This is a genomic window from Salinimicrobium profundisediminis, from assembly GCF_026241755.1.
GTDB classification, from domain to species: Bacteria; Bacteroidota; Bacteroidia; order Flavobacteriales; family Flavobacteriaceae; genus Salinimicrobium; species Salinimicrobium profundisediminis.
The window spans coordinates 1-24,999 of the sequence record NZ_JAPJDA010000036.1 but is presented as its reverse complement, the minus strand read 5'-3'; the positions used below and the strand labels follow the sequence as shown (position 1 = coordinate 24,999).

The window sequence follows — 24,999 nt, the reverse complement described above, 5'->3', positions numbered from 1 at the left end:
ACTTTTCTGCTCATAGCCTAAAAATAAGCAGCTATAACTTTTTATACAAAAAAGAGGCTGCCTTTTCAGACAGCCTCACTAAATGCTATAATTGGAAGGGAGGGCAAAGTATCAGCCTTATCCCCTATTTAAAACCAATTCTTCTACCTGCTCCCTTCCTTATTTAACAGCTTTAAAAATTAATGTAATCTATTTACATACATCAAGATAAGAAAAACACAAGGAACAAAAGCAATAATAAGCTCACTATAGGTTTTCACCACCTCTGCACCCTTAAAATCCTGAAGCAAAATATTAATAATCAATTAAAATTCAGTATCTTGTATAGCGTATCCCTATAATTTTAACGCCATGAGAAATCCAACTTCATTTTTCGCAAGGCCCATTGTTATCCTGTTCTTGTTTTTTGTTTTGTCTCCAGGAGCTGTGACTGCTTTTCAGCAACCTTCACAAGAGTATACAGAATATAAAGGACAGGTTGTTAACAGCCAAAACAACGATGCACTGGCCGGTGCCTACCTATCTGTTCAAAACACCAACATCTCTACAGTGACCAACAGTGACGGGGAATTTTCCTTAAAGATCCCTCAAAACCTCAAAGATGTAAATGTGCAGGTTTCCTTTCTTGGCTTCCAAAGCCGCACAATCCCTTTGCAATTCTTTCAGCAGGACAAAGTTGTCATACCACTTCAGGAATCATTAGAAGAGCTCAATGAAGTAAGCATTTTCACGTATACCGATCCTGCTGCTTTGGTTCACAATATGCTGGAAACCCGCGGAAACAACTATTTTACCGACCGTACAACCATGACTGCCTTTTACAGGGAAGCTATAAAAAGAGGCCGAAAAAATGTCTCTCTTTCTGAAGCCGTTGTAAAAATCCACAAACAACCTTATGATTCTAACAGTGATGACGATATTGCCCTGGTGAAAGCTCGAAAAACAGCCGATTATACCCGGCTGGACACTGTAGCCCTTAAGTTACGGGGTGGGCCTTACAATCCTTTGAGCATAGACCTTATGAAAAATCCTACGCATATTTTCAATCAGCGGGATCTTGCCAATTTCAAATTCAGCTTTGACAATCCTACCAAAATTGACGAACAGTACCTCTACGTTGTAAATTTTGAAGAGCTGGATAAAAGAATGCCCTGGTATTATGGCAAACTTTTCATTGATGCCAACACTTTCTCCCTGGTCAAAGCTTCTTTTAACCTCAACGTAGATAACCGCTCGGCTGCGACCGATTTGTTTGTTCAGAAAAAACCCGGCGGAACAAAGGTCTATCCCGTAGAAGTGAAGTACGACATTACCTACAGGCAAAAAGACGGCCGCTGGTACTTTGGCTATGGCAATACCCAACTTGAATTTGTGGTAAACTGGAAGCGGAAACTCTTCAACTCCCGCTATAAAGTAAACAGCGAACTCGCCGTGACCAACTGGGAGGTGAATACCGAAAAGGTCAAAAGAGATGATAGCTTTTTAAGCCGAAGGGTGATCATGAATGACGATATTTCGGGCTTTGCAGATCTTTCTTTCTGGGGTGAGAACAATATTATTGAACCCGATGAATCTATTGAAAGTGCGATAGATAAAATACGCGACAAGTTAGAGAACAACTAGATCTGTTTGATGAAATACCTCTCAAAAATGACATTTTTAAAGCACATTTTTGAGAGGACATATTTTGTTGTTTAAGTCATTAACTTTGCAGGGCACCAAGCTTTCCTTTAACTTCGGAAGCTAAAAGTTAAACCCAATGAAGATCCTGCATACGGCCGATTGGCATATTGGAAAAAAACTTCACAAAACCGAACTGGCCGAAGATTTCGACCTCTTTGTCAACTGGCTGTGCAAGACCATTGAAGAAGAAAAAATAGATGTTCTGCTGGTTTCGGGAGATATTTTTGATCTTGCCAATCCATCTTCCGAAGCAAGGCGCCAGTACTACCGCGCGCTGGTAAAGATGAACCGCTTTGACTGCAAGATCATTCTAACAGGCGGCAACCACGATTCTCCAGCCATGCTCGAGGCGCCAAAAGAGATCCTGAAAGCTCTAGATATCGAGATTGTTGGCGGAATGCCCCAAAACCTGGAAGAACTCATCATTCCCATAAAAAATTCCGACGGAATAACTAACCTGGTAATTGCGGCCGTTCCCTTCCTGCGTGACGCCGATCTTCGAAAATCGACTGAATCTGAAACTCATGAAGACCGTCTTGAAGCTCTCAAAAATGGTATTCAGAATACCTTTTTTGAAGCCGCACAAATTTGTGAACAGCAGTTTCCGGCTGTACCTGCACTCGCCATGGGCCACCTCTTCACCGCAGGTATTGAAACTTCAGAAAGTGAAAGAGAAATTCAGATAGGGAATCTGGCAGCTTTTGAAGCCTCCAGGTTTGGTAGCTATTTCAATTACATTGCCCTGGGGCATATCCATAAACCCCAGCGGGTAGCCGCTGCTGTGCCTGCATTTTACAGCGGTTCTCCCCTGCCCCTGTCCTTCAGCGAACGCCGGGATGAAAAAAGAGTACTTATCATTGATTCTGAAGAAGGCTGGGAACCAAAAAGTGTTCCTGTTCCGGGGTTTCGCGCTCTTTTAAAGATAAGTGGCGACCTTGAACAAATCAGCTTAAAACTGGATGAGCTAGAGGAGAAAAAAGATCTTGAAAGCCTCATCGAAGTAGAGCTTAAAGAGGAGCAGTATGATGCCTTAAAGATCTATGACCTCGATACCCTGGTTTCTGGTTTTCAAAAAGAAGGTTACCGGATTGTAAAACACAGGGCAGGTTTTAAAAATCAGTTAAAAGGTGCAGGCCAGGCTTTTAGTGCCGATAAACAATTACAGGATTTAAAGCCCAAAGATGTTTTCCTGGAGCTCATTGCAAAACACGAGTATGATACCGAAACAAAGCAGGAAATCCTTTCGGCTTTTGACGAAATACTTGAAGAGTTGCACCGGGATGAAAATGCAGAAATATGAAGATCTTAAAAATAGAATTTGAGAACATCAACTCTCTCAAGGGAAAGCATGAGATAGACTTCACAAAAGTGCCTTTTACGGTAAGTTCGCTCTTTGCTATTACTGGGCCTACCGGCAGCGGAAAAAGCACAATTCTAGACGTGATTTCCCTTGCCCTTTTCAACATGGTGCCGCGCCTGGGAAAGATCAGTAAGAACGACATCATCAATAAAGGGGCGCTGCTTACCCGCAACCAAAAAGAGGCTTTTGCAAAGGTTACTTACCAGGCAAAAAAAGGAATTTACGCCAGCGAATGGAGCATTTCAACCAATCGCAACAACAACCTGCGCGATTATGAAATGTTCCTCTACGATCTGGCTACCGGCAAACCCCTGGACTATAAAAAGTCTGATGTCCCTTCAAAGAACGAGGAGCTTATAGGTTTAAGTTACAACCAGTTCATAAAATCGGTGCTGCTGGCACAGGGAGATTTTGCCCAGTTCTTAAAGGCTAAAAAAGATGAACGCGGGGAGCTTCTTGAAAAAATCACGGGAACAGGAATTTACAGGCAGGTAGGCATCAAAGTTTATCAGAAATTTAAAAAAGTCAATGCCGAAATTGAAGACAGGCAGCGGGAAATAAATGTGCTTCAAAAAGACCTTTTAGAGGAGGAAGTTTTACAGGAGCTCACTACAGCTCTTACTCAAAAATCGGGCATGTGTGAGCCGCTGGAGAAGGAAACCCGCGAACTGGAAAGACTTAAAGAACTCAAGAAGAATATTTCTTCACAGCAGGAGCAAATTGCAGCACAGGAGAAACTACAGCTCAATGCCAGCCAAAACCTTATTGATTTTGAAAAAGAAAAGGGAGAAAAGCTAAAGCAACACGAGCAGGTACAAGGCTTTGCCGAAGATTTGCGCAAGTGGCAAAATCTAGATGCCGGCTGCAGGGAAATAAAGGAAGAACTTGCCAGGCATGCTGGTGACGTAGAAAAAAATAGGAAAGGTATTAGCCAGTGCCTTGAGAACATCAGCAGGTTTTTGAAAAATGAGCCTGCTACAGAAGAGATTGAGAGCAGCCTGCAAGCTTTTTCCCGCAATGTGAGAAAACTTCAGCAGCAACGGGATGAAAAACTGAGCCATTATCGCAACCTGCAGGAGCGCTTTGACCTGGAGTTAAGAGAAGTTCCGTTTAAGCTGAATGGCGATCTCAAAGCCGAAGAACTGAAGCTGCAAGAAATGAAAACTGCGGGCGAAAACAGGCTTCAGGAGCTTCAGGATCAACTGAAAGAGATAGACCTTCAAAATGTGGAAACCGAAAAAATCAGGTTACGGGAACTCCTTCAGCAGGGAAGAAAAGCACAACAGGAATGGGTGGCGATAGAAAATCTTTCCGCAGAAATTGAAAGGGCAACAAAAGAGGAAAAAGAACTGCTTGGGCAGGTTGCAAACCTTCCGCAGGAGGTGGCTTCAGCAAAAAAAGAGATGCAAACCCTTCAAAAAGATGTGGAGAACCTGCAACTAAGAAAGGAAAATGAGCTGCTTAAGGCGAGCCTGGAACAACACAGGCATAACCTGAAGAACGGCGAACCATGCCCGCTTTGCGGCAGCACCGAACATCCTTATGCCACCCACTTACCTGCCAAAAATAACACTTTACAGGAGGAACTTTTAAAGCTGAAAAAAGAGCTTTCGGCAATGGAAAGGCAGGTGACCAGCCGTGAGACCAGCCTGGCGCATCACCAGAAGAGAATTGGCGAACTTCAACTGCTCATCCAGGAAAACCGAAGCAAAGTGGAGGCTCAAAAAAGGCATTTTGAAGAGGTATTTTTAAAGATCAATCCGGCAGGGAAAGACTGGGAAGAATTCTGCAACAGCAGTGAAAAGAAGATTAGCCTTCTTGATGAATTTGAAAAACAAAACAGGAAGCTGAACGCTATTAAGACCGGGCTTCCCATACTTACCGAAATTCAAAACGTACTGGTAGAGGGAAAAAAGATCAAAAGAGAGCTTGACGGCCTGTACAGCGGGAAAGATATTGATACCGACTGCCTGGAGTTGCAAAATTCGTGGACTTCGCTACAACACCAACAAAATTCGCTTACCAGCCAGGGAAAAGACCTCAACCAAAAACTGACCAATAAAACTGCTGAGCTCAAAACGCTGGAAAAACTTCTGCACCCCAGTATTTCTGAAGCCGGTTGCAAAGATATTTCTGAAGCCCTGCAAAGACTCCTACCTGAAACAGAATATTCACAGCTCAACAGAAAACGGGAAGAACTTACCTCTCAAAAAGGGCAAATTGAAGCCTCTTTAAAAACGCTTAAAACGCAACTCGAAGAGTTACAACAAAAGGATTTGCCACAAAATGAGGAAAATCTTTTAAAGCAGCTGCAGGAGACAAAAGCGCAACTGACTTCTTTAAATGAGGAGTGCGAAGAATTGAGGCGCAAATTGCGAAACGACAAAGAACGACGGGCACAAATTGCTGCCATTGAGGAAGATCTTAAAGAAGTGAAGGGCAAAATAAAACGTTGGGAACTGCTCAACCAGCTCGTGGGAGACGCCACCGGGAAGAAATTTAACGACTTTGCCCAGGATCTAAGCCTCTCACAGCTACTCATTTTGGCAAACCGCAGGCTTCAGGATCTAAGCGACCGCTACAGGATCGACAAACCTTTAGAAGACGAAGACGACAGCCTGGTAGCCATAGACGAACATATGGGAGGCCAAAGACGCTCGGTAAAGACACTTTCGGGAGGTGAGACTTTTCTGCTAAGCCTCTCTATGGCCCTTGCTTTAAGTGACCTGGCTTCGCGAAATGTCGAGATCAACTCCTTGTTTATTGATGAAGGTTTTGGCACCCTTGATCCTGAAACCCTCGACCAAACTTTGGATACGCTGGAAAAGCTGCAGGCAGAATCATCTAAGACCATTGGAATTATTAGCCATGTTGACTCGTTAAAAGAACGAATTGCCACACAGATACGACTTAGCAGAAATGGCCAGGGCTATAGTTCACTGGAGGTAATAGGATAAATTATGACTTATGACAGTAGAAGAAAAAATTTCTACATTTTCAGAAGAATTTGAAAAGCTTCCGGGAATTACGGTGATCAATGAAATAGAGGGTTTTAAACCTCTATTTATGACCTCAAACGGCCTGGAACTGCTGGGCTTGACCCTCAATGAACTTATAGCTACAAAGGAGAATTACCAACATATCTATTTTAAATCAAATTACATAAGGGATTATCTGGAATCGCTGGAGTCATTGATTGAATTGGAAGGACTTGATGAAACATATACCTTCTTTCACCAGGTCAAAATTCAGGGAAGCTTTCAATGGTATGCGGCTTCTATAAAAATTTTTCATATCGAAGCTCATTTTCAACCTACTCACACTATCACCTACGCAGTGCCACTTAAAGATTTTGAATGGACGATAAAAAGAGCTGAGCGCTTAATGGAAGAAACAGATTTTGCCCGGAAGAACCTTGAAAAATACGGGAAGTTGACTCCGCGGGAAATTGAAACCCTTGGTTTGGCAGGAAAAGGGATGAGAACTAATGAAATGGCAGAGCGATTAAACATATCTTCAGATACGGTGAATTCTCATCTAAAATCTCTTCGGAAAAAACTGGAGGTTGCCAACTCATTTGAACTCCAGGAATATGCCCGGGCTTATGACCTAATGTGATAGATATCGAAAAAAAGATACCCTTTATCGATTTTCTTTAAGGTTTTTTTAAAGAACCTGTGTTTTGTGCTACTTTTAAATAGCAAACAACCGGAACCTTGCAGCCAACCTTTGAACAAAAACTGACTCTCTTCTCTGAATGTGCAGAAGCTATGCCCGGTGTGGTCATAATCCATGAATTAAGGGAAAAAGACTTCAAGACTGTTTACATGAGCTCCCGCGGGCTATATCAACTGGGAGTTTCTTTAGAGGAGCTTTCTAAAATGGGACCTAAATACCATGACCGTTTCTTCAATAATGAAGATATGGAAGATTTCATAGTGAAACTGCGAAAGCTGCTTCAAAAAAAGGATCCAGAAGAAACCTTTACTTTTTTTCAGCAGGTGAAATTTAAAGACCGCCAGGAATGGGTATGGCACATTGGGTCTATAAGGATCTTTCATCAGGCTGATGATGGCTCAGCCACTCATTTGGTCACTGTCGCGTTTCCCGTTGACCGCATGAAGCATATTGAAAATAAAGCAGAGCGGCTTTTAAAAGAAAATATGTTCTTCAAAGAAAACCTAAGTAAATTTCTTAGCCTTGGAAAAAGGGCAAAGGAAGTTTTAAAACTGGTGGCTCTGGGAAAGAGTTCGGCAGATATTGCAAAAGAACTGCACATTTCTATAGACACCGTGCACACTCACCGCAAGAATATCAAAAAGAAACTGAATATTTCTACCAGTTTCGAATTTACGGAATACGCCCGGGCCTACGATCTTATTTAAGCACAAAAAAAAATCGGGGCCCCTACACCCCCGATTTTTCACTCCGTTGCACCGGACTCATAACTGAAATATCCGGTACAATTTCACGTGATAAAAATAGTATTTCACACCTCCTCCACCAATACCCACTTTTGGGGATTTTCGCCCTTTTTCTGTTAAAATTAAAAGACGAAAGCCTTATTTTTGCCTACGAACAACAAAAAGATATTGTTGTGGTACTATTTTATGCACAGACACTTTAAAATATATAAACCCTACGGCTTTTTAAGCCAGTTCGTGAGTAACCAGCGCACCCGCCGCAGTAAGAAAATGCTGGGAGAACTAGGGGATTTCCCCGAAGGCACTATGTCGATTGGCAGATTGGATGAAGATTCGGAAGGCCTGCTCTTGCTTACCACCAATGGTAAGGTGAGTGCAGAGATTACAGGAGGGAATGTAGAAAAAGAATATTACGTGCAGGTAGATGGCCTCATTAAAGAAAAGGACATTGAAAAATTAAGTAACGGAGTTGAGATAGGGATCAATGGAAAAAAATATCTTACCAAACCCTGCGAAGCCAGGATGCTGGAATCTCTTCCTGATTTTCCTCCCCGGGCAAAACCCATTAGGGATGAAAGGCACGGCCCTACCAGCTGGATTTCAATTACACTCACTGAAGGCAAGTTTAGACAAGTAAAAAAAATGACTGCAGCGGCCGGTTTTCCCACTCTTAGGCTGGTAAGGGTACGTATAGGCCAGGAGAAACTTGACAGCTTAAATTCGGGAGAAGTTATTGAAGTTAAGAATTTTACCTATTAATAATTGATAAAAATCATATAATCTATCTGGAATTTTCAGTAAATTATTGTTCTAATTTTTTCGGCTATGAACAATATTCTGATCTCTTCAGATGTTTCGTCGCTTCCCCGAAGTGGCTTGCTCTACGCCCTTCATCTCATGAGAGGCCGAAAAACTCATTTCTATTTTGAGACCTTTTCTATAAAACAAAGATTGGCTTGCAGGCCGTCTTACAATGAATCTCAATTAAATTGTCTCGAATTCGTCATCAAACAGGAATTGGATGCCATTCAGAAAAAAATAAGGAGTTTTTTCCCTGCTGAAGATTATGAGCTGCACCTCTTGAAATCGCCCGAAGATCTCTACAAAAGAAAAGAAAAATTCTCTTTGGCTATTTTGAATACCAGAAACAGAGCTTTAAGTCATTTGACGGCGTTGACCAAACTATATGCCGGCTTAAAAATGCCATTTTTGGCACTCCCTGATATTGCGAAGCCTATACTTCCCAAAAAATTGCTGCTCATAGCAGAACCCGGCGTTCAGGTTTCGTTAGCCAGTCTTGCCCCGGTTAAAAAAATCTTTGGAAACTTCAGCTTTTCCCTTGAAATACATAAGATCTACCCCGGCAAAGTGAATGCCCAACAGGCAAAAATTGACAGCTTCAGGCTAAAAGAAGTTTTAAATATATATCATCCTGCGGTGAAGGTTTTCTCTCAGCAAGAATACCGTTTCTCAAACCTGCAGGATGCTCAAAATTTTGATTTACGATTGCTCCCTCAAGATGAGCATAGCCTGCAAATGAAAATGAAGAACCCGGCTTTTGTGAATTTTATTTCCAATCCAAAAGCTCCGACTTTAATAAGTCCAAAACCTGAAATAGACTTTGTGCCTGCCTTTAAACGAAACCGTAATACCACAAAACCATTATTTCAAAAGCCATGAAAATCTTAATCTCCATCCTGCTCCTCACACATGCAATTTTACACCTCATGGGGGTAGTAAAAGCTGTTCATGAAGATTTTTTACCTACCCTCTCCAGAAGTATCAATAAACTTGAAGGAATACTTTGGCTTACCAGTGCCGTGCTTATTTTTATAGCAGATGTCTATTTTTTAATGGCTTCAAATTACTGGCCCATTCTGGCTATTATAGGGGCCATCCTGTCTCAGTTTCTTATCACGTTAAACTGGCAGGATGCAAAATACGGCACTATTCTTAACCTGCTGATTTTAGGCATAAGTTTTCCTGCGCTAACCTGAAGTTGAAATTTTTCAATTTGAGGGCATCAGAAGTCTTTATAAAAGACTTTTGTGACCTGTATAATGAAAGTGGGTAAAATGCCGGCACCGGCAATCAAAACCCAATGGTTTGTTTGCAAAGGCTGCAGGCTCAACACCCCGGCCACTACCGGGATAAAGTAGGCCAGGAGAACCACAGCCACACAAAATCCCACCGCCATCCATACATATTTGTTACGGGTAACCTGGTTGTTGAGCAACGGTTCTTTGCCCTCACGCATATTGAGTACGTGCAGGAACTGCGCAAACGCAAGGCTTAAAAAGGCGATGTTATTATTGATCTCTTCCGTTTCTTCCCAAATAAAATAGGAATAAAAAAAAGCTCCCGTAACACTGGCAGCAATGAGCACCCCGTAAATTCCAATCTGCACCCAATTCCACCGGCTAATGATTGGTTCTTTTGGATCTTTTGGGGGCAACTTCATAACGTTAGGATTGCCTTCGCCTATGCCAAGCGCAAGAGCCGGGAACACATCTGAAAGCAGGTTGAGAAACAACAGCTGCAGGGGTAAAATAGGCAGGATAAAGAGTGAGAAACTTATAAGCGCGATCAAAATGATCTCAGCAAGGTGGTAAGAAAGCTGATAAAGCACAAACCTCCTGATGTTCCCGAAAATGATGCGCCCCTGCTCAACAGCTTTGACTATAGAACCAAAAGAGTCATCTTTGAGTACCACATCGGCGACCTCCTGGGCTACCTGCGTACCTCTCTTGCCCATAGCAATGCCAATGTTGGCCTTTTTGAGAGCCGGCGCGTCATTCACTCCGTCACCGGTCATACCCACGATCTCGCCCATATTTTGAAAGTGGCTGATAAGACGTAGCTTTTGCCCGGGGTCTACGCGTGAAAATACCCTGATGCCCATGAGTTCATCCTGGGTACTTTTTTCAAACTGTTTATGCAGGTCTTTGCCATGTAAAACCGGGGGTTGGTGTTCTTCTTCTGAAACGATCTTTACCTCACGCCCCACATTAGCCGCTGTTGCAGGATGATCTCCGGTTACCATGATCACTTTAATGCCTGCAGCTTTACAAGTCTCTATTGCTGTAGCCACTTCTTTTCGCGGAGGATCCATAAAACCGAGCAGCCCCACAAAATTGAGGTCATGTAGAAAATCTTCGGCTTCTTCGCCATCAGGACATTTTTGACTTGTTTTAAAAGCAAAACCAAGTACGCGCAAACCATCGGCGGCCAGGTCATGATTTCGCTGTTTCCATTTCTCCTTTTCATCTTCTGTAAAATCTTCCGGTTTTCCCTGCTTCAGGATTTGTGTAGAACGGGAAAGAATGGCATCGGCAGATCCTTTTCCGGCTATATAGAAATGATCGTTTTCTTTGTAAATGGTTCCCATCACCATAGACTCTGAGTCAAAAGGATCATGTAATTCCCGGGGCAAGTCCTGTAATTCCTTATAAAATTCCGGGTCAAAATTGCTCACAAAATCCAGCAGGGCTATCTCAAGAGGGTCTCCTTTAGCCGGTTTTCCCTCTTCTGCTGCTTCCGGTTTTTCTTCAGAATTTTCGGGATTCCCCAGGGAAGCATCATTGGCAAGTACAGAGATCTTCAGCAACTCGTTTAAATTACTTTTTTCCTGTAGATCAACATGTAAAGTTGGTTTTTGCCCGTGCCGGTCAACCTTCAGAAGTCCGTCATCGGGGAGATAAAAGCTGTGAACGGTAAGTTCATTCTTTGTTAAAGTTCCGGTTTTATCGGTAAAGATCACGGTAGTCTCTCCCAGCGTTTCTACCGCGCTCAGGCTCTTGATCAAAACATGCTTTTTAGACAGCCTTACCATTCCGCGGGCAAGGGCGATACTAGCAACAATGGGCAGGCCTTCAGGGATAGCAGCAATAGACCAGGCGATTGACGTTTGCACCAGTTGATACAGTTCTTCTCCCGCCAGCCAGCCAAAGAAGAAAAAGGCAGCTGCCATCACCAGGATCACCCAGATCAGTTTTTTGGTGAGCCTGTTTAGCTTCATATTTAAAGGAGTATCTTCCCGGTCCTGCTCCTCAACCAGCGAAGAGATATTGCCAACTTCGGTATCCATCCCGGTAGCAAAAACAAGGGCTGTTGCAGTGCCCGAGGTAACTGCGGTACCTTTGTAGAGGATATTTTTGCGATCGGCCACCTGCAGCTCCTCTTCAATTACTTCGGAATTCTTTTCGACAGGTACAGATTCTCCGGTAAGGGGAGATTCATCAACCTTAAGTTCAACAGCTTCGATAATTCGGGCGTCGGCAGGAACGAGATCTCCGGCTTCCAGTTTAATAATATCTCCTGAAGTTATATTTTCAGCATCAATATCTATTTCTTTAGAAGATCTCACCACAAGGGCCCTTACCTTATCGAGGTTTTTGAGGGCATTCATTGATTTCTGCGCCTGAAATTCCATCCAGAAACCAATAACGGTATTTACGATAAGTACAATGAAAATGGCTATTCCTTCAGCAAAATCGCCAAAAATAAGGGCAAGCGCGGCTGCAGCAAACAGCAAATAAATTACCGGATTATTGATCTGGGACAGGATGAGGTGCCACAGACTTCTTTCTTCAGCCTCCTTTAATTTATTAGGGCCGTACTTTTTCAGCCGCTTTTCTGCTTCTTCTTTAGAAAGGCCATGGCGGATATCTGCAGAGAGGTCACCTGCCACTTCCTCTACCGTTTTAAGATAGGCATTCGTGCTGTTTAACCTCTGTTCCATGACATCCTCTAATTATTTCTGTTACTTCATATTTAGATTGTTCTGCCTTCCCTTAAATTTTGTTTAAGCAGCTGTTCATAAAGAACCTCTACATCTTCTTTTTTAAGGAGTTCGGTCCCCGGCGATTTTATGGTTGCACTGCCACAGGAAAGTCCGTACAAAATGGCATTTTTGAGAGGTTGGCCTGTAGAAAGGGCGTAAACCAGGCCGGCCACCATACTGTCTCCCGCCCCTATTGAACTAACGTGCTCCACTTGCGGGGCAGGGTAATGTTTCACTTCCCCTTTTGTAGCCAAAAGCGCACCTTCACCCCCCAAAGAGAGCACAATGATCTCTACGGAATACTTTTTAAGGATATCGAGCAAAGCGCTTTTTTGCTCCTCCAGATTTTCTGCCGATTGGCCCGTAATATCGCTGAGCTCCCTTTTATTCGGTTTTAGTAGATAAGCTCCCTGCTCCAGAACTCCCTGGTAGGATTTTCCAGAAGTATCAAGCACAAATTTTAATCTGCAGGCTTTCGCTTTTGCCGCTACCCGGGCATAAAAGTTGGAGGGTGCACCCGGGGGAAGGCTCCCGCTTGCCACTAAAAAAGCCCCTTTTTCACACCGGCTCACTTTGTCGAGTAAAGCTTCATATTCCGATTCCTGTAATTGAGCCCCAGGAAAACCGAAGCGATAGAGATTTCCTGTGGCAGTTTCGGTAACTGCAAAATTCTGCCGCAAATCATTTGTAACCTCTACAGGATTTTGTGTCACCCCTTCCTTTTTCAGAAGATCGTAAAAAAGCTTTCCTGTGTGACCACCCTTAGCATACACGGCGGTAGATTGCCCACCCAGTCTCTTGATCACCCGGGAAACATTTACTCCCCCTCCACCCGCATCAATGAGCGGTGTCTCACACCTCAATTTTTCGTTGGGTTCGAGCCTTTCTGTTTTTGAATAAATATCCAGGGCAGGATTGGCAGTTAAGGTTATTATCATTGCCTATATTTTATTTGGTCTACTCTCTAATTTACAGATTAGTTTTTTAACCCTAAAACTGTAATGTTAAATTCTGAAAAAGCTTTTCATATTTTCTGAAGTCTGGCGTAAAACTGAGAGATATCATACTTATTCCGGGATTTATAAGGTAGTTTTAAGCTAGAAACTGTAGGGAATGGCTGAAAGTTTTCCATTGAAAAAAAACCTGTACTCCTTTTTTGCTGAAATTGGAGCGCTGTCAAAATTTGCCGCACGGTTCTTTAAGGAATTGTTCAGCCGGCCTTTTGAATTCAAAGAGTTTTTACGGCAATGTTACCAAATGGGGAATAAATCTTTGTTACTTGTAGGAGTAACAGGTTTTATTCTTGGCCTGGTCTTCACACTTCAATCCAGGCCCACCTTAGAAGAGTTTGGAGCTTCATCGTGGATCCCGAATATGATTAGTATTTCTATTGTTAGGGAAATTGGCCCTGTGATCATCGCTCTTATTTGTGCCGGACGAATTGGATCAAGCATAGGTGCCGAACTGGGATCTATGAAAGTGACCGAACAAATAGATGCTATGGAAGTCTCGGGCACCAATCCTTTCAAGTATCTTGTTGTCACCCGAATTCTAGCTGCCACCCTTATGCTTCCGCTTCTTATAATCTTTGGTGACTTTGTTGCACTTATTGGATCGGCCCTGGTAGAGAACATTAAAGGGCAGGTTTCTTTTATGCTGTACTTTAATCAGGTTTTTAGTGCCCTTGGTTTCAGGGACCTCCTGCCTGCTACGGGAAAATCCTTTTTCTTCGGATTTGCTATTGGGCTGGTGGGGTGTTTCAAGGGCTACAATAGCAGTAAAGGAACTGCCGGTGTGGGTCGGGCTTCAAATTCCGCAGTAGTATACACGAGCATGTTGCTTTTCATTATAGATTTTATAGCAGTTTTTCTAACCCAATTAATATATGGATAGCATGACGGCCGAACCTACATCTTCTTCCACACCAAAAGGGAAACCGGTGATACGAATCCAAAACCTGCACAAGCAGTTTGGAGACCAGGTGGTGTTGAAGGATTTTAACCTGGAAATGTACGAGAACGAAAATCTGGTACTCATGGGGAAATCGGGCTCGGGCAAGTCGGTAATGATCAAGTGTCTTGTAGGTCTCATGGAACCGGATAGCGGGACGATCGAAGTATTAGGTCAGGACATCACGAAACTTGACCGCACTCAAATGGATGAACTTAGAGCAGAGATTGGGTTCCTGTTTCAGGGTAGTGCTCTTTACGATTCAATGACGGTGAGAGAAAATCTGGAGTTTCCATTGAGGCGGCACACCAAAAGAATGAACATCAAAGATACAGATGAACTTGTACTTGAAGCACTGGAGAATGTAGGGCTGGCCAGAACCATTGATCTTATGCCCAATGAACTTTCGGGCGGGATGCAGCGAAGGATAGCCCTTGCACGGGCACTCATTCTTAAACCCAAGATAATTATTTATGACGAGCCCACTACCGGCCTTGATCCCATTACAGCCAAAGAGATCATTGAATTAATGACAAGCGTTCAAAAAAGGTATAAAACTTCTTCAATGATCATTACCCATGATGTTGACTGTGCCAGAGTGATCTCCCACCGGATGATCCTGTTACTTGACGGTACCAATTATGCGCAGGGCACCTTTGAGGAACTATCAACTTCTGAAGACCCCAGAATAAGGGCCTTCTTTAAATAAAAGACATGAAAAATTCAAATTCACAGAACCTGAGATTAGGAATATTCGTGATTGTGGGAATTATAATTTTCATAACCGCAGTCTATTTCATAGGAAACCGGCAAAACCTGTTTGGGAATAATAGTGTCATTGTTTCGGTGTTTAAAGATGTTAATGGTCTACAGCGCGGAAACAATGTTCGCTTTGCGGGAGTAAATGTGGGTACGGTGCAAAGCATTACCATAGTTAACGACACCAGTATTGCCGTAAACATGAGAATTGACCAGCGCACTATGGATCTTATCAGCAAGAACTCCCTCGCAACGATTAGTTCTGACGGGCTGGTAGGGAGCATGATCATAAACCTTCTTCCGGGAGAAAAGGCAGATGTGGCACCCGTTCCAGTGAGCTCGGGAGATACTATTAAATCTATTAGTAAGATTGCCACCGCCGATATGCTTACCACCCTTAACACAACTAATGAGAACGCTGCACTTTTAACCGCCGACCTGCTGAAAATAACCAACAGCATTAATAAAGGGGAAGGCACCCTGGGGGCTTTAATTAAAGACAAGGAAATGGCAGCTAATATTAAGGAGAGTATTAAAGACCTTAGAAAGGCCACAGGAGAAGTTTCAATTATGGTCAATAACCTCAACAAAATAACCACTCAGGTGAACTTTAAAGAAAGTGTTGCGGGAGTTTTACTAAATGATACTACCGCGGCAAAGCAAATTGAAGGAATTATCTCAAATCTTGAAATTTCTGCTCTTGAAATTGGGGTAATGACTTCTAACCTGCAGCAGGTTTCTTATGATCTAAAAAATGGTGAAGGCACGCTGGATTATTTATTAAACGATGCCGGTGCTGTAGATAAACTGGATGCTACCCTTCAGAATATCGAAGAAGCTACCAAAAAGTTTGACGAGAACATGAAAGCTTTGCAGCACAATATCCTCTTTAGAGGCTACTTTAAAAGACAGGCCAAATTACAGGCAGAAGAAGAAACAAATAAAGAACAGGAATAGAAAAAGGCTGCTTTAAAAATTAAAACAGCCTTTTTATCCGCCAGAATAAAAAATTAAGCGCTTACTCTACAATAAATTTTCCGCGCATTTGAACGTAATGCCCCGGGAAACTACAAATAAAATCGTAAGTTCCTGCTTCAGAAACAGTAAACTCAATAGTTGTTTCCTCACCACCGCCTATCATTTCGGTCTTGGCGATAACAGCGTCTGTTCCTTCAGGGATGTATTCATTACCTGTTGCAGTAGCTGCTTTTTGGGCAAAATCAACCACATCTGTTCCCTGCTTAAGCAGTACAAAGTTGTGGCCCATTGCATTTTCGGGTAATTCCCCCACATGGGTAAGGGTAAGTTTTACCTTGTCACCTGCTTTTACCTTAATCTCATTGAGGTTATACTGCATTAGATCATTACCGGTGAGGTTAACCTGTACCACCCCATCCTGCCGCTGTATAGCATCATTGGTCTGGGCTGTTTCATCAGCAGCTGCATCTTGGGTGGTCTCCACTGTTTCAAGGTTTCCTCCATCTCCAATAGTTATAGTTTCCTGTTCTTTTTTTTCATTTCCACAGCTCATTAGAACTGCAGCTAAAAAAACTGCAAAAAATCTGCTTAAGTTTTTCATGTTTTAGGTTTTAAATTATAGCTCTTTTAACTTTTGAACTTAGCTCAAAGGTAAAGAATTATAACAGGTTTTCTTAAAATCTGAAGTTAAGGAAAGTATAAACCTCAGCCCTTTTTTAAAGGATGTGTGTCATCTTCCAGCGCTTTAAATCGGGCAATATTTTGATGGTTTGCTGGGCTTCTTCAAGTGTGAGGCCATCGTGGTGCCGGGCCATCTCCAGCAATTTTTTCTCCATGTCCTGAATGTTGAGCTGGTGGTTAGTGAATGTTCCATCCTTAAAACAGTTCAAACAATAATCGGAGTTCTTGCTAAGATCCTTATTGGTGCCTCTAAACTTCTTTGAAAAAGGCAATCCGCAGCTTTGACAGGTCAATGACTTCATAGCATATCATCTTAATCTTCAGAACAATAACCAATGTTCTAAAAAGGGTTTATCTAAAGATAAAAACAGAAGAGAAAAAAAAAGGCTTTCAGGTCTTAAATATTTCCTAAATATGGTTTTCTGACGTATCTTTATTTCACATTTTTAATTCGCTGATAATGAGAGGTGTTTTTTGTAACTTTTCAATATATCAGTTTAAATATCAAGCTCATGGAGAACTCAGTCCTCCTTATTGAAGATGACCTTGTTCTTGCAGAAAACACCCGGGAATTACTCGAACTTTCCGGTTACCGGACTTTCCTTGCCCATGAAGGCAAAACCGGACTAAAAAAGGCATACAAGGAACTACCCGATGTTATTATATCAGATATCATGATGCCCGAGTTGGACGGGTACGAGGTGTATACCGCGCTTCAGCAAAATCGCCACACCAGGAATATTCCGTTCATCTTTCTATCAGCAAAGTCAAATCCTGCCGATGTACGCCGGGGAATGAACCTGGGAGCCGATGATTATATCACCAAACCCTTTAGCGAAGAAGATCTTATTTTAACCATTGAAAAGCGTCTTACTAAACGGGCACAGCTGGAGGGAGAAAAAAGTCCCGGCCGTAAAAACCAGTTTCACCTCGAAGAGTTTAAAGAATATGTGCGCACTTATGGCGAACAGATAGAGGCTGAAAAAAATGAAGAGATCTTTATGGAAAATCGTATGGCCTGCAGTGTCTACCTCCTGGAACATGGGATGGTGAAGACCTATAGGCTTGACGAGTACGGGAAAGAACTTATCACGACTATTCCTCAAAAAGGGGATTTTTTGGGCTTCTATAGCTATAAAAAATCAAACCATTATCCCGAAAGTGCCCAGGCACTGGAAAGAAGTATTTTGTACAGGTTATCTCATGACGAATTTCTACAAATGCTGGAACAAAACCGGGATTTGATGCTGGAATTTGCTGAAGAAATAACACACAGCCTCGATGTACTTAGAACTCACCTGTTAGAAATGGCATATGGATCGGTCCTTAAAAAAACAGCCAGTACCTTACTGGAATTTGCTGAAAAGGTAAAAGACGATAATACTCCCGTTTTAAAGGTTTCGCGCAGCGATATGGCCAGTGTTGCCGGTATTTCTACAGAAAGTTTTATAAGAAGCCTTTCCTGCCTTAAAAAGGATGGTATTATTGATATTATTGGCCGTGACATAAAGATACTGCAGCTTGAAAAATTAACGGAAATACATTAGGAGTTTTCGCACACCTTTCTTTCGCTACATGACAATTGTCATGCTCTTCGGGGTTAATGTACTGTAAATTAGAAGAAAAAATTACTAACATTAAATTCCATGGTTATGTCAGTAGCAACAACAAAAAAGCGCAGGGCTCCCGTATTGAGCAATGCCTTTATGAGTGATCCTTTCTTTTCAGACTTTTTTGACCGCCGCGGATTGATGAAAAATTTCTTCGCTCCTAATGGAGACGGTGATGTTAATCCGGCAATGAACATTAAAGAAAAAGAGAAAGAATTTGAAGTTGAGCTCGCCGCCCCCGGCCTCAAAAAAGAGGATTTCACCATCACTCTTGACAATGGTCTTCTCACTATCTCTGCTGAAAAAGAAGAAAAGAAAGAAGATGAAAAAGAAGGTTTTGTGAGTAGAGAATTTAGTTATAATTCCTTCTCAAGATCTGTAAGTATTCCTGAATCTATTGATGAAGACAAAGATGTCTCGGCTCGATATGAAGATGGAGTTCTAAAATTAAAATTACACAAGAAAGAAGGCATAGAAACTAAAAAACCAAAAACCATTAAAGTTTCCTGACCTTTAAGAAGAGACTGCCCTGCGATTCAAAGCGATTATTCCTAAAGTTGCAGGCAGGGAAGTAGAATGATTTAAACATTTGAAATTCACCCGCTGCATAATGGGTAGTCTCTTCTCCTGCATGATCGCAGTCATACTTTTTTACTGAAACTTTCTCTAACTTTAATGAAAATGCAATAAAATGAGAAAGATTATTGTTCCCACAGATTTTTCGGAAAATGCGTTCCAGGCACTAAAGTATTCCGCAGAACTCTTCAAGTATGAAAGAAGTGAATTTTACGTGCTTCACGCATATGCCGATGAAGTTTACAGTTTTGAGGGCGTAATAACATCTAATCTTCTCGAAGAATATAAACAGAACATTAAAGAAAAAAGTGATAGAGAACTTGCAGTTATCCTGAAGCGGATAAAAGACCTTTATGCCAATCCTAAACACACATTCCATGCAATTTCAGCATTTGGACTGTTGATAGATGAGGTAAATGATTTAGCCGAAAAAGAAAACGCCGATCTTATTATTACTTCCACCCGGGGTGTTACCAATGACAGGCAACTGACTTTTGGAAGCAACACCCTTCAGATTATAAAATACGTGCAGTGCCCGGTGTTGAGTATTCCCGAAGATTACGAATTTTCAGATCCCAAACGAATTCTTTTTCCTACCAACTACCTGCTTCCTTACCAACGCCGCGAATTAAAACTGGTTGGAGGAATCGCCCGCTCCTTCTGTTCTGAGATTCACATGTTGTATGCTTCAAAATTTTCAGAAATAACTTTGAGGCAGGAAGACAACAAACAGGCGATCCTGGAACATTTATACGATGTAAATGTGCAGCAACACCAGGAAGAAGAGCTCGAAAAAACCGAAGCAATCAAAAAGATGATAGACGATCTCAACATTGATCTACTGGTGCTGGTCAACTCGCGTCACAGTTATCTAGAGAATATACTTTACAGTTCAACAATAGATAAAATAGGACTACATCCAAAAATACCATTTTTGGTACTCCAGAATTTCAACCGGTATTAAAAGTCAAAACCCTTAACTCATGAAAAATATCCTGCTACCTACCGACTTTTCCGAAAACGCATATAATGCTGCCAAATATGCTGTGCAGCTATTTAGTAATGAGGAATGCACCTTTTTTCTGCTAAACACATACACTCCTGTACTTTACGATAATGAATATCTGGTATACAACTCAAATTATCCTACCCTCACAGAAATTTACCAGGATAAATCGAAAAAAGGGCTTGAAAGGGTGCTAAGACGAATAAAACGAAATTTTAAAAATGAAAAACATTATTTTGAGAAAATCTCTTCATTCAATCTCCTGAATGATGAAATGAAAGATATTGTTGCCGAAAAAGAAATAGATCTCATTGTTATGGGTACAAAAGGCGCTACGGGCGCTGAAGAAATTCTTTTTGGCACCCATACCGTTCACGCCATAAAGAGAGCACGCTGCCCACTGCTGGCCATTCCGGCACATTATGAGTATAAGCCACCCAAAGAAATTCTTTTCCCTACAGATTATGAGGGAGAAATACCGGCACTTCTTAATATTATGGAAGAGCTGGCAACTGCTCATTCTTCTACAATACATATTCTACATGTATATTTTGGAGTAGATCTTACATCAAACCAGGCCAGCAGGAAAAAGGCATTATCAATAACCTTTAAGGACCTTGCCCATCACTTTTACAATATTAATGGCAAAAGTGTTACCCGCGCCATATATGATTTTCAGGAAGAGAATGAAATAGACATGCTTACCATGGTAAACAACAAACATTCATTCTTTGAAAATTTACTCTTTACCCCTGTAGTCAACGAAATAGGTTTTAATGTGAAAGTGCCATTTTTGGTAATTCCTTCAAAAAAAAGAAAGTAAAATGAAAACTGTACTCTTACCCACAGATTTTTCGGCAAATGCACAAAATGCCTGTAGGTATGTAATTGATATGTACAGGAATGAAAAAGCACATTTTGTTTTACTGCACGCTTACAAAGTTTTTAATTATTACGAAAACAGTCACCTGGTGGCAAAACCCGGTGAAGCGGCCATTGCAAATGCGCAGGAAGAAGCTCTAAAGAAAATAGAAGAAGTAAGGCAGGAACTGGAAAGCAACAAAGGCAAAGCTCATACTTTTGAATGCAAACTCCATAACCTCCCTCTACCTGATGCAGTAAAGAAAGAACTGCGCAAAAGAAGAACTGATGTGGTGGTGATAGGAAGCCAGGGCCATACCGAAAACAAAGAAGTGATGTACGGTAGCAACTCCCTGAATATTATTGAGGAAATTGAAAATTGCCCTGTATTAAGCGTACCTGCACATGTAGATTTTATTGTACCTAATGAAATTGTACTGGCCAACAGCTTTAAAGTAGGCCTCACTCCTCAGGATCTTGATTATCTAATCTCTCTTGTGCACAAGTTTAAGGCGGCTTTACGAATCTTACATATTTCAGAAGAAGGCGGACTCAACAAAACCCAGCACCAAAATAGAAAACAGCTGAAAGATTACCTCTCTGATGTGAAGCATTCGTTCCACTTCCTGGAATATTTAAGTGTACCCCTGGGAATATATTCGTTTACAGAAAGCCGTGGTAGTGGTATGATCGCCTTTGTCAACAAAAAGCACAGTTTTTTAGAAAACCTGCTCCTAAACCCGGTATACAAAAATATGGCGCATTTTTCAAAAGTTCCGGTATTGGTATTGCATCAGCCGGAAAAGAATTAGAACTAAATATTAAAAGATGAAGATCACCACAGCTTCTGGAGAAATATCTGAATATTCAGAAGCAAAAATTGCTTCCTCTCTTAGAAGATCTGGCGCGCAGGAGCATGTGATCGCTGATATTCTTCACAACCTTCGGGCTCATATTCACCCCAATATTTCAACAAAGAAAATTTACAAAATTGCCTTTGATCTTCTACAGCAACAGGACGGACTTACAGCTTCAAGGTATAAACTAAAAAAAGCGATTTATGAACTTGGCCCTACAGGATTTCCTTTTGAAAAATTTATTGGAGCACTGTTCGAAAATAGCGGATATCATGTACAGGTAGGAAAGATTCTCCAGGGAACCTGTGTAAGCCATGAAGTAGATGTTATTGCTGAAACTGAAGGCTTAAAAATGTTCATGGAATGTAAATTTCATAGTGAACAAGGTAAAAAATGCGATGTAAAAATCCCTCTTTACATCAATTCAAGGTTTGTTGACCTTGAAAGCTACCAGCTGAAGAACCATAGTAAAGAAGAAGTAAGGCATGAAGGATGGGTAATAACCAATACGCGATTTACAAAAGATGCTATTGCCTATGGGCAATGTGTGGGCCTAAAATTGTTGGGTTGGGATTTTCCAAAAGGTGAAGGTCTAAAAGAAAGAATAGATAAATTAGGGCTATACCCTATCACCGTGTCTACCTTATTATCTACAAGGGAAAAGCAATTTCTTTTGAGCAGGGATAACGTATTGTGCCGGCAACTATTAAAGGACGATTTTCTTCTGGACCAACTTGAAATAAGCAAGAACAGAAAGAAAAGAATATTAAAAGAAATGCAGGAATTAATAGCACCTGCTAAAAAACATGGAAAACTTAGTTAATATTCATTTTTTAGGTGCTGCAGGCACTGTAACAGGATCAAAATTTCTCCTGGAGACTCCGTGGATGAATATACTTGTAGACTGCGGATTGTTTCAGGGGCTTAAAGAATTGAGAGAGCTTAACTGGAAAGCATTTCCCTTTCCCCCAGAAAAAATTGACCTCATACTGCTTACCCATGGACATTTAGATCATACCGGTTACCTGCCAAAGCTGGTAAAAGAAGGCTTCAAAAATGACATTTTAGGAACCTCTCCTACCCTGGCTATTGCTGAAGTTATTCTTACCGACAGCGCTAAAATTCAGCAAGAAGACGCAGATAGGGCCAACGAAGAGCATTACTCTATACATGAGCCCGCACTACCCCTTTATAATGAAGAGGATGTTGCACAAACCATCAAATTGTTCAAATCTGTAAGAACAGAGGAATGGATAGAAATTTCAGAAAAAGTGAAGATCAGGTTTCGTAAAAACGGACATATTCTGGGATCTACCTTTATAGAATTAAATCTTAATGGTAAGATCTTTGTCTTTTCCGGAGATGTAGGAAGAAAGTCCGATTTACTTTTGGAACAGCCATTACAACCTCAATATGCAGATTATTTATTTCTGGAAAGCACCTATGGCGACAGGATTCATCCACAAGAAGATGTAAACGCGATACTTGCCAAAGCTATCAATAAAACGATTACAAACAGGGGGACACTTATTATTCCAAGTTTTGCAGTAGAGCGGTTGCAAACCCTTATGTATGCAATTTACAGGTGTTACCAGGAGAATAAGATTCCCAGAATACCGGTTTACATAGATAGCCCCATGGGTAATGAGGTACTTAAGATCTTTGGCAGGTATATGTCCTGGCACAAATTAAATACTGAAGAATTCAAAAAGATGAAAAAGTTCTTCAGAATCATTACCCGGTATAAAGATACCTGGAAAACTATTGAAGATCCTCAACCCAAAGTGGTGATTGCCGGTAGCGGGATGGTGACAGGCGGAAGAGTACTCACCTACTTAAGGTTTTATCTCGAAAAACCTGAAACTACTGTTATACTGGTAGGTTTTCAGGCAGAAGGCACAAGAGGCAGGCAATTACAGGAAGGTGTGCCCGATGTAAAGATCTTTGGAAAATACTACCCCATCAAAGCAGAAATTAAAACCATTAACAGTCTCTCTGCACATGCAGACCAGCCTGGGTTACTTCAGTGGTTAAATGATCTGCAAAACATGCCACAGCAAATATTCCTGGTTCATGGAGAGAAAAAAGCTGCAGATGTACTACGGGTAAAAATAAAAGACCAGTATAAATGGCTTTCCAAAATCCCTCACCTGGGAGAAGTAATTACAGTAAAAGTATAAACAAAAAAAATCCGTAGCTCTCGCCACGGATTGTGTTTAGACATAGTGAAATGCCGGGATCTGAAAAATAATAAATTATTCTACAGAGTTAGTATCTGTAATGTCTTCTACTACGTCACCGCCAGTGCTGGTAGTATCAACAACTTCTTCAGTCTCAACAGCCTCAACCTCAACAGAAGTCTCAGGAGTTTCGATTACTTCTACTGCACTTTCTTCAGTAGTTTCAGTAGCTGTTTCTTTACAAGAAGTAAAAGAGAATACTAATGCGATAGCAGCAAAAGTCAAAAAGGATTTTTTCATTTTAAATGAATTATTAATTGTTTGAGGCGCCAAATGTATATTATTTTTTGACACTCAAAACATACTGATGAAAAAATATTTTAGTTAAATTTTTTGATGCTTTTTGCCAGATTTTTAGCCTTCATTTTCTGCTCCATAATTATTTTTATGTGACATATATCATCTTGATCAACTGTTTTTATGCTTACCTTAATGACTTAAATACAGCAGATTATGAACCGGAACACATCCAAACCTTTCTCTGCCAACGAAAAAGAAATAGAACGCCTGCTCAAAGAAAACAGGAGGTGGAAAGAAAGACTCACTTTTTTTAAAGGTGAAATTACATTTTTGAACCTCTACCTTAGTGCAGAGATTTTTCAAAAAGATGTACCCAACCTGTACGAAAGGCTTCAATTATTCTACGATGACCTGCAAAACATCAAACTTGAATGTCTCGATCTCACCACACAAGTTCATAATCATCGCTATGATATTGAAGGAATACTGGAATGTGAAGATATTAGTTGTGAGGTCTTCTACCACCAGGAGCATTTAAAATTGAAACAGAAAGTACTGGATTTTGCCAAAAAATTCAGAAAATTTAAGTCCGAAATTTACTCCTACACCGGCCCTCTGCTAAGACGCACAAGTAACGAGCATTAATAAGTCTAAATCTTTTTGACATGGAAAAAAAGACACATAACTATCGGTACATTGAGTGGAAAACACCCGATGAAATGCATTTCTCCTCCCTGCAGTGGAAATCTGAACTAAACTTCATTAAAGACGAACACCGCTTTTTTGAAGATATGCTTAAAGAATACACTTTACCCATACTTGAATCTCAGCTGTTTTCTCGCGTAAAAGAGCTCATAGAACAGTTAAACCTCTCCAGGAAAGACTTAAAACTGCTGGAGAACCGCGTTGCCCAGCATTCCCCACATGAAGAAACTCCATTAATTTCTTCGGCTAACGGGTTGCAGAATATCACCTTCCTGTATTAAATTTA

At 41.3% G+C, this 24,999-nt stretch carries 25 protein-coding genes; 20 read left to right on the top strand and 5 right to left on the bottom strand.

Going from position 1 to position 24,999, the window contains the following annotated elements; translation table 11 throughout:
* Window positions 1-351 precede the first annotated feature (351 nt).
* The 8 genes from OQ279_RS16655 to OQ279_RS16620 all read left to right on the top strand — a co-directional run bounded on the left by OQ279_RS16655 (window position 352) and on the right by OQ279_RS16620 (window position 9,464).
* Complete coding sequence (locus OQ279_RS16655; protein WP_266071191.1) at window positions 352-1,623, top strand: carboxypeptidase-like regulatory domain-containing protein; 1,272 nt, start codon at window positions 352-354, stop codon at window positions 1,621-1,623.
* A gap of 136 nt (window positions 1,624-1,759) precedes the next feature.
* Window positions 1,760-2,983: an exonuclease SbcCD subunit D C-terminal domain-containing protein gene (locus tag OQ279_RS16650; RefSeq protein ID WP_266071190.1), complete on the top strand. Its 1,224-nt coding sequence runs from the start codon at window positions 1,760-1,762 to the stop codon at window positions 2,981-2,983.
* Entirely contained in the window at window positions 2,980-6,000 is a 3,021-nt protein-coding gene (locus OQ279_RS16645; protein ID WP_266071189.1) for an SbcC/MukB-like Walker B domain-containing protein, read from the top strand. The genes OQ279_RS16650 and OQ279_RS16645 overlap by 4 nt, the downstream gene beginning before the upstream one ends.
* Before the next feature lie 10 nt (window positions 6,001-6,010).
* Window positions 6,011-6,661: a helix-turn-helix transcriptional regulator gene (locus OQ279_RS16640; protein WP_266071188.1), complete on the top strand. Its 651-nt coding sequence runs from the start codon at window positions 6,011-6,013 to the stop codon at window positions 6,659-6,661.
* A 98-nt stretch (window positions 6,662-6,759) separates the two neighbouring features.
* Window positions 6,760-7,428, top strand: a complete 669-nt coding sequence (locus OQ279_RS16635; RefSeq protein WP_266071187.1) for a response regulator transcription factor — start codon at window positions 6,760-6,762, stop codon at window positions 7,426-7,428.
* Between the two features lie 225 nt (window positions 7,429-7,653).
* Window positions 7,654-8,226: a pseudouridine synthase gene (locus OQ279_RS16630; RefSeq protein ID WP_266071193.1), complete on the top strand. Its 573-nt coding sequence runs from the start codon at window positions 7,654-7,656 to the stop codon at window positions 8,224-8,226.
* Window positions 8,227-8,292: 66 nt separating this feature from the next.
* Window positions 8,293-9,147: a hypothetical protein gene (locus OQ279_RS16625; RefSeq protein ID WP_266071186.1), complete on the top strand. Its 855-nt coding sequence runs from the start codon at window positions 8,293-8,295 to the stop codon at window positions 9,145-9,147.
* Window positions 9,144-9,464, top strand: coding sequence for a hypothetical protein (locus OQ279_RS16620; RefSeq protein WP_266071184.1), 321 nt, complete (start codon window positions 9,144-9,146; stop codon window positions 9,462-9,464). Before OQ279_RS16625 ends, OQ279_RS16620 begins: the two co-directional genes overlap by 4 nt.
* A gap of 26 nt (window positions 9,465-9,490) precedes the next feature.
* Here the strand turns inward: OQ279_RS16620 and OQ279_RS16615 are convergent, their stop codons facing one another.
* Complete coding sequence (locus tag OQ279_RS16615) at window positions 9,491-12,208, bottom strand: cation-translocating P-type ATPase (protein WP_266071183.1); 2,718 nt, start codon at window positions 12,206-12,208, stop codon at window positions 9,491-9,493.
* 32 nt (window positions 12,209-12,240) lie between these two features.
* Entirely contained in the window at window positions 12,241-13,188 is a 948-nt protein-coding gene (locus tag OQ279_RS16610; RefSeq protein WP_266071182.1) for a 1-phosphofructokinase family hexose kinase, read from the bottom strand.
* A 175-nt stretch (window positions 13,189-13,363) separates the two neighbouring features.
* Between OQ279_RS16610 and OQ279_RS16605 the strand changes: the two genes are divergently transcribed.
* From OQ279_RS16605 to OQ279_RS16595, 3 genes are read left to right on the top strand one after another with little or no spacing between them, the layout of a single operon-like run.
* A complete protein-coding gene (locus OQ279_RS16605; RefSeq protein WP_266071181.1) occupies window positions 13,364-14,143 on the top strand; it encodes an MlaE family ABC transporter permease in 780 nt (259 codons plus the stop codon).
* A 1-nt stretch (window position 14,144) separates the two neighbouring features.
* Window positions 14,145-14,909, top strand: a complete 765-nt coding sequence (locus tag OQ279_RS16600; RefSeq protein ID WP_370866538.1) for an ABC transporter ATP-binding protein — start codon at window positions 14,145-14,147, stop codon at window positions 14,907-14,909.
* 5 nt (window positions 14,910-14,914) lie between these two features.
* Complete coding sequence (locus OQ279_RS16595) at window positions 14,915-15,916, top strand: MlaD family protein (RefSeq protein ID WP_266071179.1); 1,002 nt, start codon at window positions 14,915-14,917, stop codon at window positions 15,914-15,916.
* Between the two features lie 61 nt (window positions 15,917-15,977).
* Here OQ279_RS16595 and azu read toward each other — a convergent pair whose 3' ends face one another.
* Both azu and OQ279_RS16585 read right to left on the bottom strand, forming a co-directional pair.
* Window positions 15,978-16,538 carry an azurin gene (azu, locus tag OQ279_RS16590; RefSeq protein WP_266071178.1) on the bottom strand — a complete coding sequence of 187 codons (561 nt, stop codon included), beginning with the start codon at window positions 16,536-16,538 and terminating at the stop codon, window positions 15,978-15,980.
* A gap of 115 nt (window positions 16,539-16,653) precedes the next feature.
* Window positions 16,654-16,920, bottom strand: coding sequence for a zinc ribbon domain-containing protein (locus OQ279_RS16585; protein ID WP_266071177.1), 267 nt, complete (start codon window positions 16,918-16,920; stop codon window positions 16,654-16,656).
* Window positions 16,921-17,130: 210 nt separating this feature from the next.
* Between OQ279_RS16585 and OQ279_RS16580 the strand changes: the two genes are divergently transcribed.
* From OQ279_RS16580 to OQ279_RS16550, 7 genes are all read left to right on the top strand, one after another.
* Window positions 17,131-18,165 (top strand): response regulator, encoded by a 1,035-nt coding sequence (locus tag OQ279_RS16580; protein WP_266071176.1) that lies wholly within the window; start codon window positions 17,131-17,133, stop codon window positions 18,163-18,165.
* Between the two features lie 105 nt (window positions 18,166-18,270).
* Window positions 18,271-18,738 (top strand): Hsp20/alpha crystallin family protein, encoded by a 468-nt coding sequence (locus tag OQ279_RS16575; RefSeq protein ID WP_266071175.1) that lies wholly within the window; start codon window positions 18,271-18,273, stop codon window positions 18,736-18,738.
* 181 nt (window positions 18,739-18,919) lie between these two features.
* The gene (locus OQ279_RS16570) at window positions 18,920-19,768 is read left to right on the top strand and encodes a universal stress protein (protein WP_266071174.1); all 849 of its coding nucleotides are present in this window, start codon (window positions 18,920-18,922) and stop codon (window positions 19,766-19,768) included.
* A 19-nt stretch (window positions 19,769-19,787) separates the two neighbouring features.
* The gene (locus tag OQ279_RS16565) at window positions 19,788-20,633 is read left to right on the top strand and encodes a universal stress protein (protein ID WP_266071173.1); all 846 of its coding nucleotides are present in this window, start codon (window positions 19,788-19,790) and stop codon (window positions 20,631-20,633) included.
* Window position 20,634: 1 nt separating this feature from the next.
* Window positions 20,635-21,483 carry a universal stress protein gene (locus OQ279_RS16560; protein WP_266071171.1) on the top strand — a complete coding sequence of 283 codons (849 nt, stop codon included), beginning with the start codon at window positions 20,635-20,637 and terminating at the stop codon, window positions 21,481-21,483.
* Window positions 21,484-21,499: 16 nt separating this feature from the next.
* Window positions 21,500-22,351, top strand: coding sequence for a PDDEXK family nuclease (locus OQ279_RS16555; RefSeq protein ID WP_266071170.1), 852 nt, complete (start codon window positions 21,500-21,502; stop codon window positions 22,349-22,351).
* On the top strand, window positions 22,335-23,708 hold the full coding sequence (locus tag OQ279_RS16550) for an MBL fold metallo-hydrolase RNA specificity domain-containing protein (protein WP_266071169.1): 1,374 nt from the start codon (window positions 22,335-22,337) through the stop codon (window positions 23,706-23,708). Before OQ279_RS16555 ends, OQ279_RS16550 begins: the two co-directional genes overlap by 17 nt.
* A 75-nt stretch (window positions 23,709-23,783) precedes the next feature.
* Here OQ279_RS16550 and OQ279_RS16545 read toward each other — a convergent pair whose 3' ends face one another.
* Window positions 23,784-24,041, bottom strand: a complete 258-nt coding sequence (locus tag OQ279_RS16545; protein WP_266071168.1) for a hypothetical protein — start codon at window positions 24,039-24,041, stop codon at window positions 23,784-23,786.
* A 180-nt stretch (window positions 24,042-24,221) separates the two neighbouring features.
* On the opposite strand from OQ279_RS16545, the gene OQ279_RS16540 reads away from it, so the two are divergent.
* Together OQ279_RS16540 and OQ279_RS16535 are read left to right on the top strand one after the other, a co-directional pair.
* Window positions 24,222-24,653 (top strand): hypothetical protein, encoded by a 432-nt coding sequence (locus OQ279_RS16540; protein ID WP_266071167.1) that lies wholly within the window; start codon window positions 24,222-24,224, stop codon window positions 24,651-24,653.
* A gap of 20 nt (window positions 24,654-24,673) precedes the next feature.
* Window positions 24,674-24,994: a hypothetical protein gene (locus OQ279_RS16535; protein ID WP_266071166.1), complete on the top strand. Its 321-nt coding sequence runs from the start codon at window positions 24,674-24,676 to the stop codon at window positions 24,992-24,994.
* The last annotated feature ends 5 nt before the right edge of the window (window positions 24,995-24,999 follow it).

What these genes read in the sequence shown, in the direction of transcription:
- OQ279_RS16620 (WP_266071184.1), top strand. Translation starts at nt 9,144, where the DNA reads ATGAAAATCTTAATCTCCATCCTGCTCCTCACACATGCAATTTTACAC.
- OQ279_RS16565 (WP_266071173.1), top strand. Translation starts at nt 19,788, where the DNA reads ATGAAAAATATCCTGCTACCTACCGACTTTTCCGAAAACGCATATAAT.
- OQ279_RS16650 (WP_266071190.1), top strand. Translation starts at nt 1,760, where the DNA reads ATGAAGATCCTGCATACGGCCGATTGGCATATTGGAAAAAAACTTCAC.
- OQ279_RS16645 (WP_266071189.1), top strand. Translation starts at nt 2,980, where the DNA reads ATGAAGATCTTAAAAATAGAATTTGAGAACATCAACTCTCTCAAGGGA.
- OQ279_RS16615 (WP_266071183.1), bottom strand. Translation starts at nt 12,208, where the DNA reads ATGGAACAGAGGTTAAACAGCACGAATGCCTATCTTAAAACGGTAGAG.
- OQ279_RS16605 (WP_266071181.1), top strand. Translation starts at nt 13,364, where the DNA reads ATGGCTGAAAGTTTTCCATTGAAAAAAAACCTGTACTCCTTTTTTGCT.
- OQ279_RS16560 (WP_266071171.1), top strand. Translation starts at nt 20,635, where the DNA reads ATGAAAACTGTACTCTTACCCACAGATTTTTCGGCAAATGCACAAAAT.
- OQ279_RS16570 (WP_266071174.1), top strand. Translation starts at nt 18,920, where the DNA reads ATGAGAAAGATTATTGTTCCCACAGATTTTTCGGAAAATGCGTTCCAG.
- azu (WP_266071178.1), bottom strand. Translation starts at nt 16,538, where the DNA reads ATGAAAAACTTAAGCAGATTTTTTGCAGTTTTTTTAGCTGCAGTTCTA.
- OQ279_RS16585 (WP_266071177.1), bottom strand. Translation starts at nt 16,920, where the DNA reads ATGAAGTCATTGACCTGTCAAAGCTGCGGATTGCCTTTTTCAAAGAAG.
- OQ279_RS16550 (WP_266071169.1), top strand. Translation starts at nt 22,335, where the DNA reads ATGGAAAACTTAGTTAATATTCATTTTTTAGGTGCTGCAGGCACTGTA.
- OQ279_RS16640 (WP_266071188.1), top strand. Translation starts at nt 6,011, where the DNA reads ATGACAGTAGAAGAAAAAATTTCTACATTTTCAGAAGAATTTGAAAAG.
- OQ279_RS16610 (WP_266071182.1), bottom strand. Translation starts at nt 13,188, where the DNA reads ATGATAATAACCTTAACTGCCAATCCTGCCCTGGATATTTATTCAAAA.
- OQ279_RS16555 (WP_266071170.1), top strand. Translation starts at nt 21,500, where the DNA reads ATGAAGATCACCACAGCTTCTGGAGAAATATCTGAATATTCAGAAGCA.
- OQ279_RS16535 (WP_266071166.1), top strand. Translation starts at nt 24,674, where the DNA reads ATGGAAAAAAAGACACATAACTATCGGTACATTGAGTGGAAAACACCC.
- OQ279_RS16580 (WP_266071176.1), top strand. Translation starts at nt 17,131, where the DNA reads ATGGAGAACTCAGTCCTCCTTATTGAAGATGACCTTGTTCTTGCAGAA.
- OQ279_RS16625 (WP_266071186.1), top strand. Translation starts at nt 8,293, where the DNA reads ATGAACAATATTCTGATCTCTTCAGATGTTTCGTCGCTTCCCCGAAGT.
- OQ279_RS16655 (WP_266071191.1), top strand. Translation starts at nt 352, where the DNA reads ATGAGAAATCCAACTTCATTTTTCGCAAGGCCCATTGTTATCCTGTTC.
- OQ279_RS16630 (WP_266071193.1), top strand. Translation starts at nt 7,654, where the DNA reads ATGCACAGACACTTTAAAATATATAAACCCTACGGCTTTTTAAGCCAG.
- OQ279_RS16600 (WP_370866538.1), top strand. Translation starts at nt 14,145, where the DNA reads ATGACGGCCGAACCTACATCTTCTTCCACACCAAAAGGGAAACCGGTG.
- OQ279_RS16595 (WP_266071179.1), top strand. Translation starts at nt 14,915, where the DNA reads ATGAAAAATTCAAATTCACAGAACCTGAGATTAGGAATATTCGTGATT.
- OQ279_RS16575 (WP_266071175.1), top strand. Translation starts at nt 18,271, where the DNA reads ATGTCAGTAGCAACAACAAAAAAGCGCAGGGCTCCCGTATTGAGCAAT.
- OQ279_RS16540 (WP_266071167.1), top strand. Translation starts at nt 24,222, where the DNA reads ATGAACCGGAACACATCCAAACCTTTCTCTGCCAACGAAAAAGAAATA.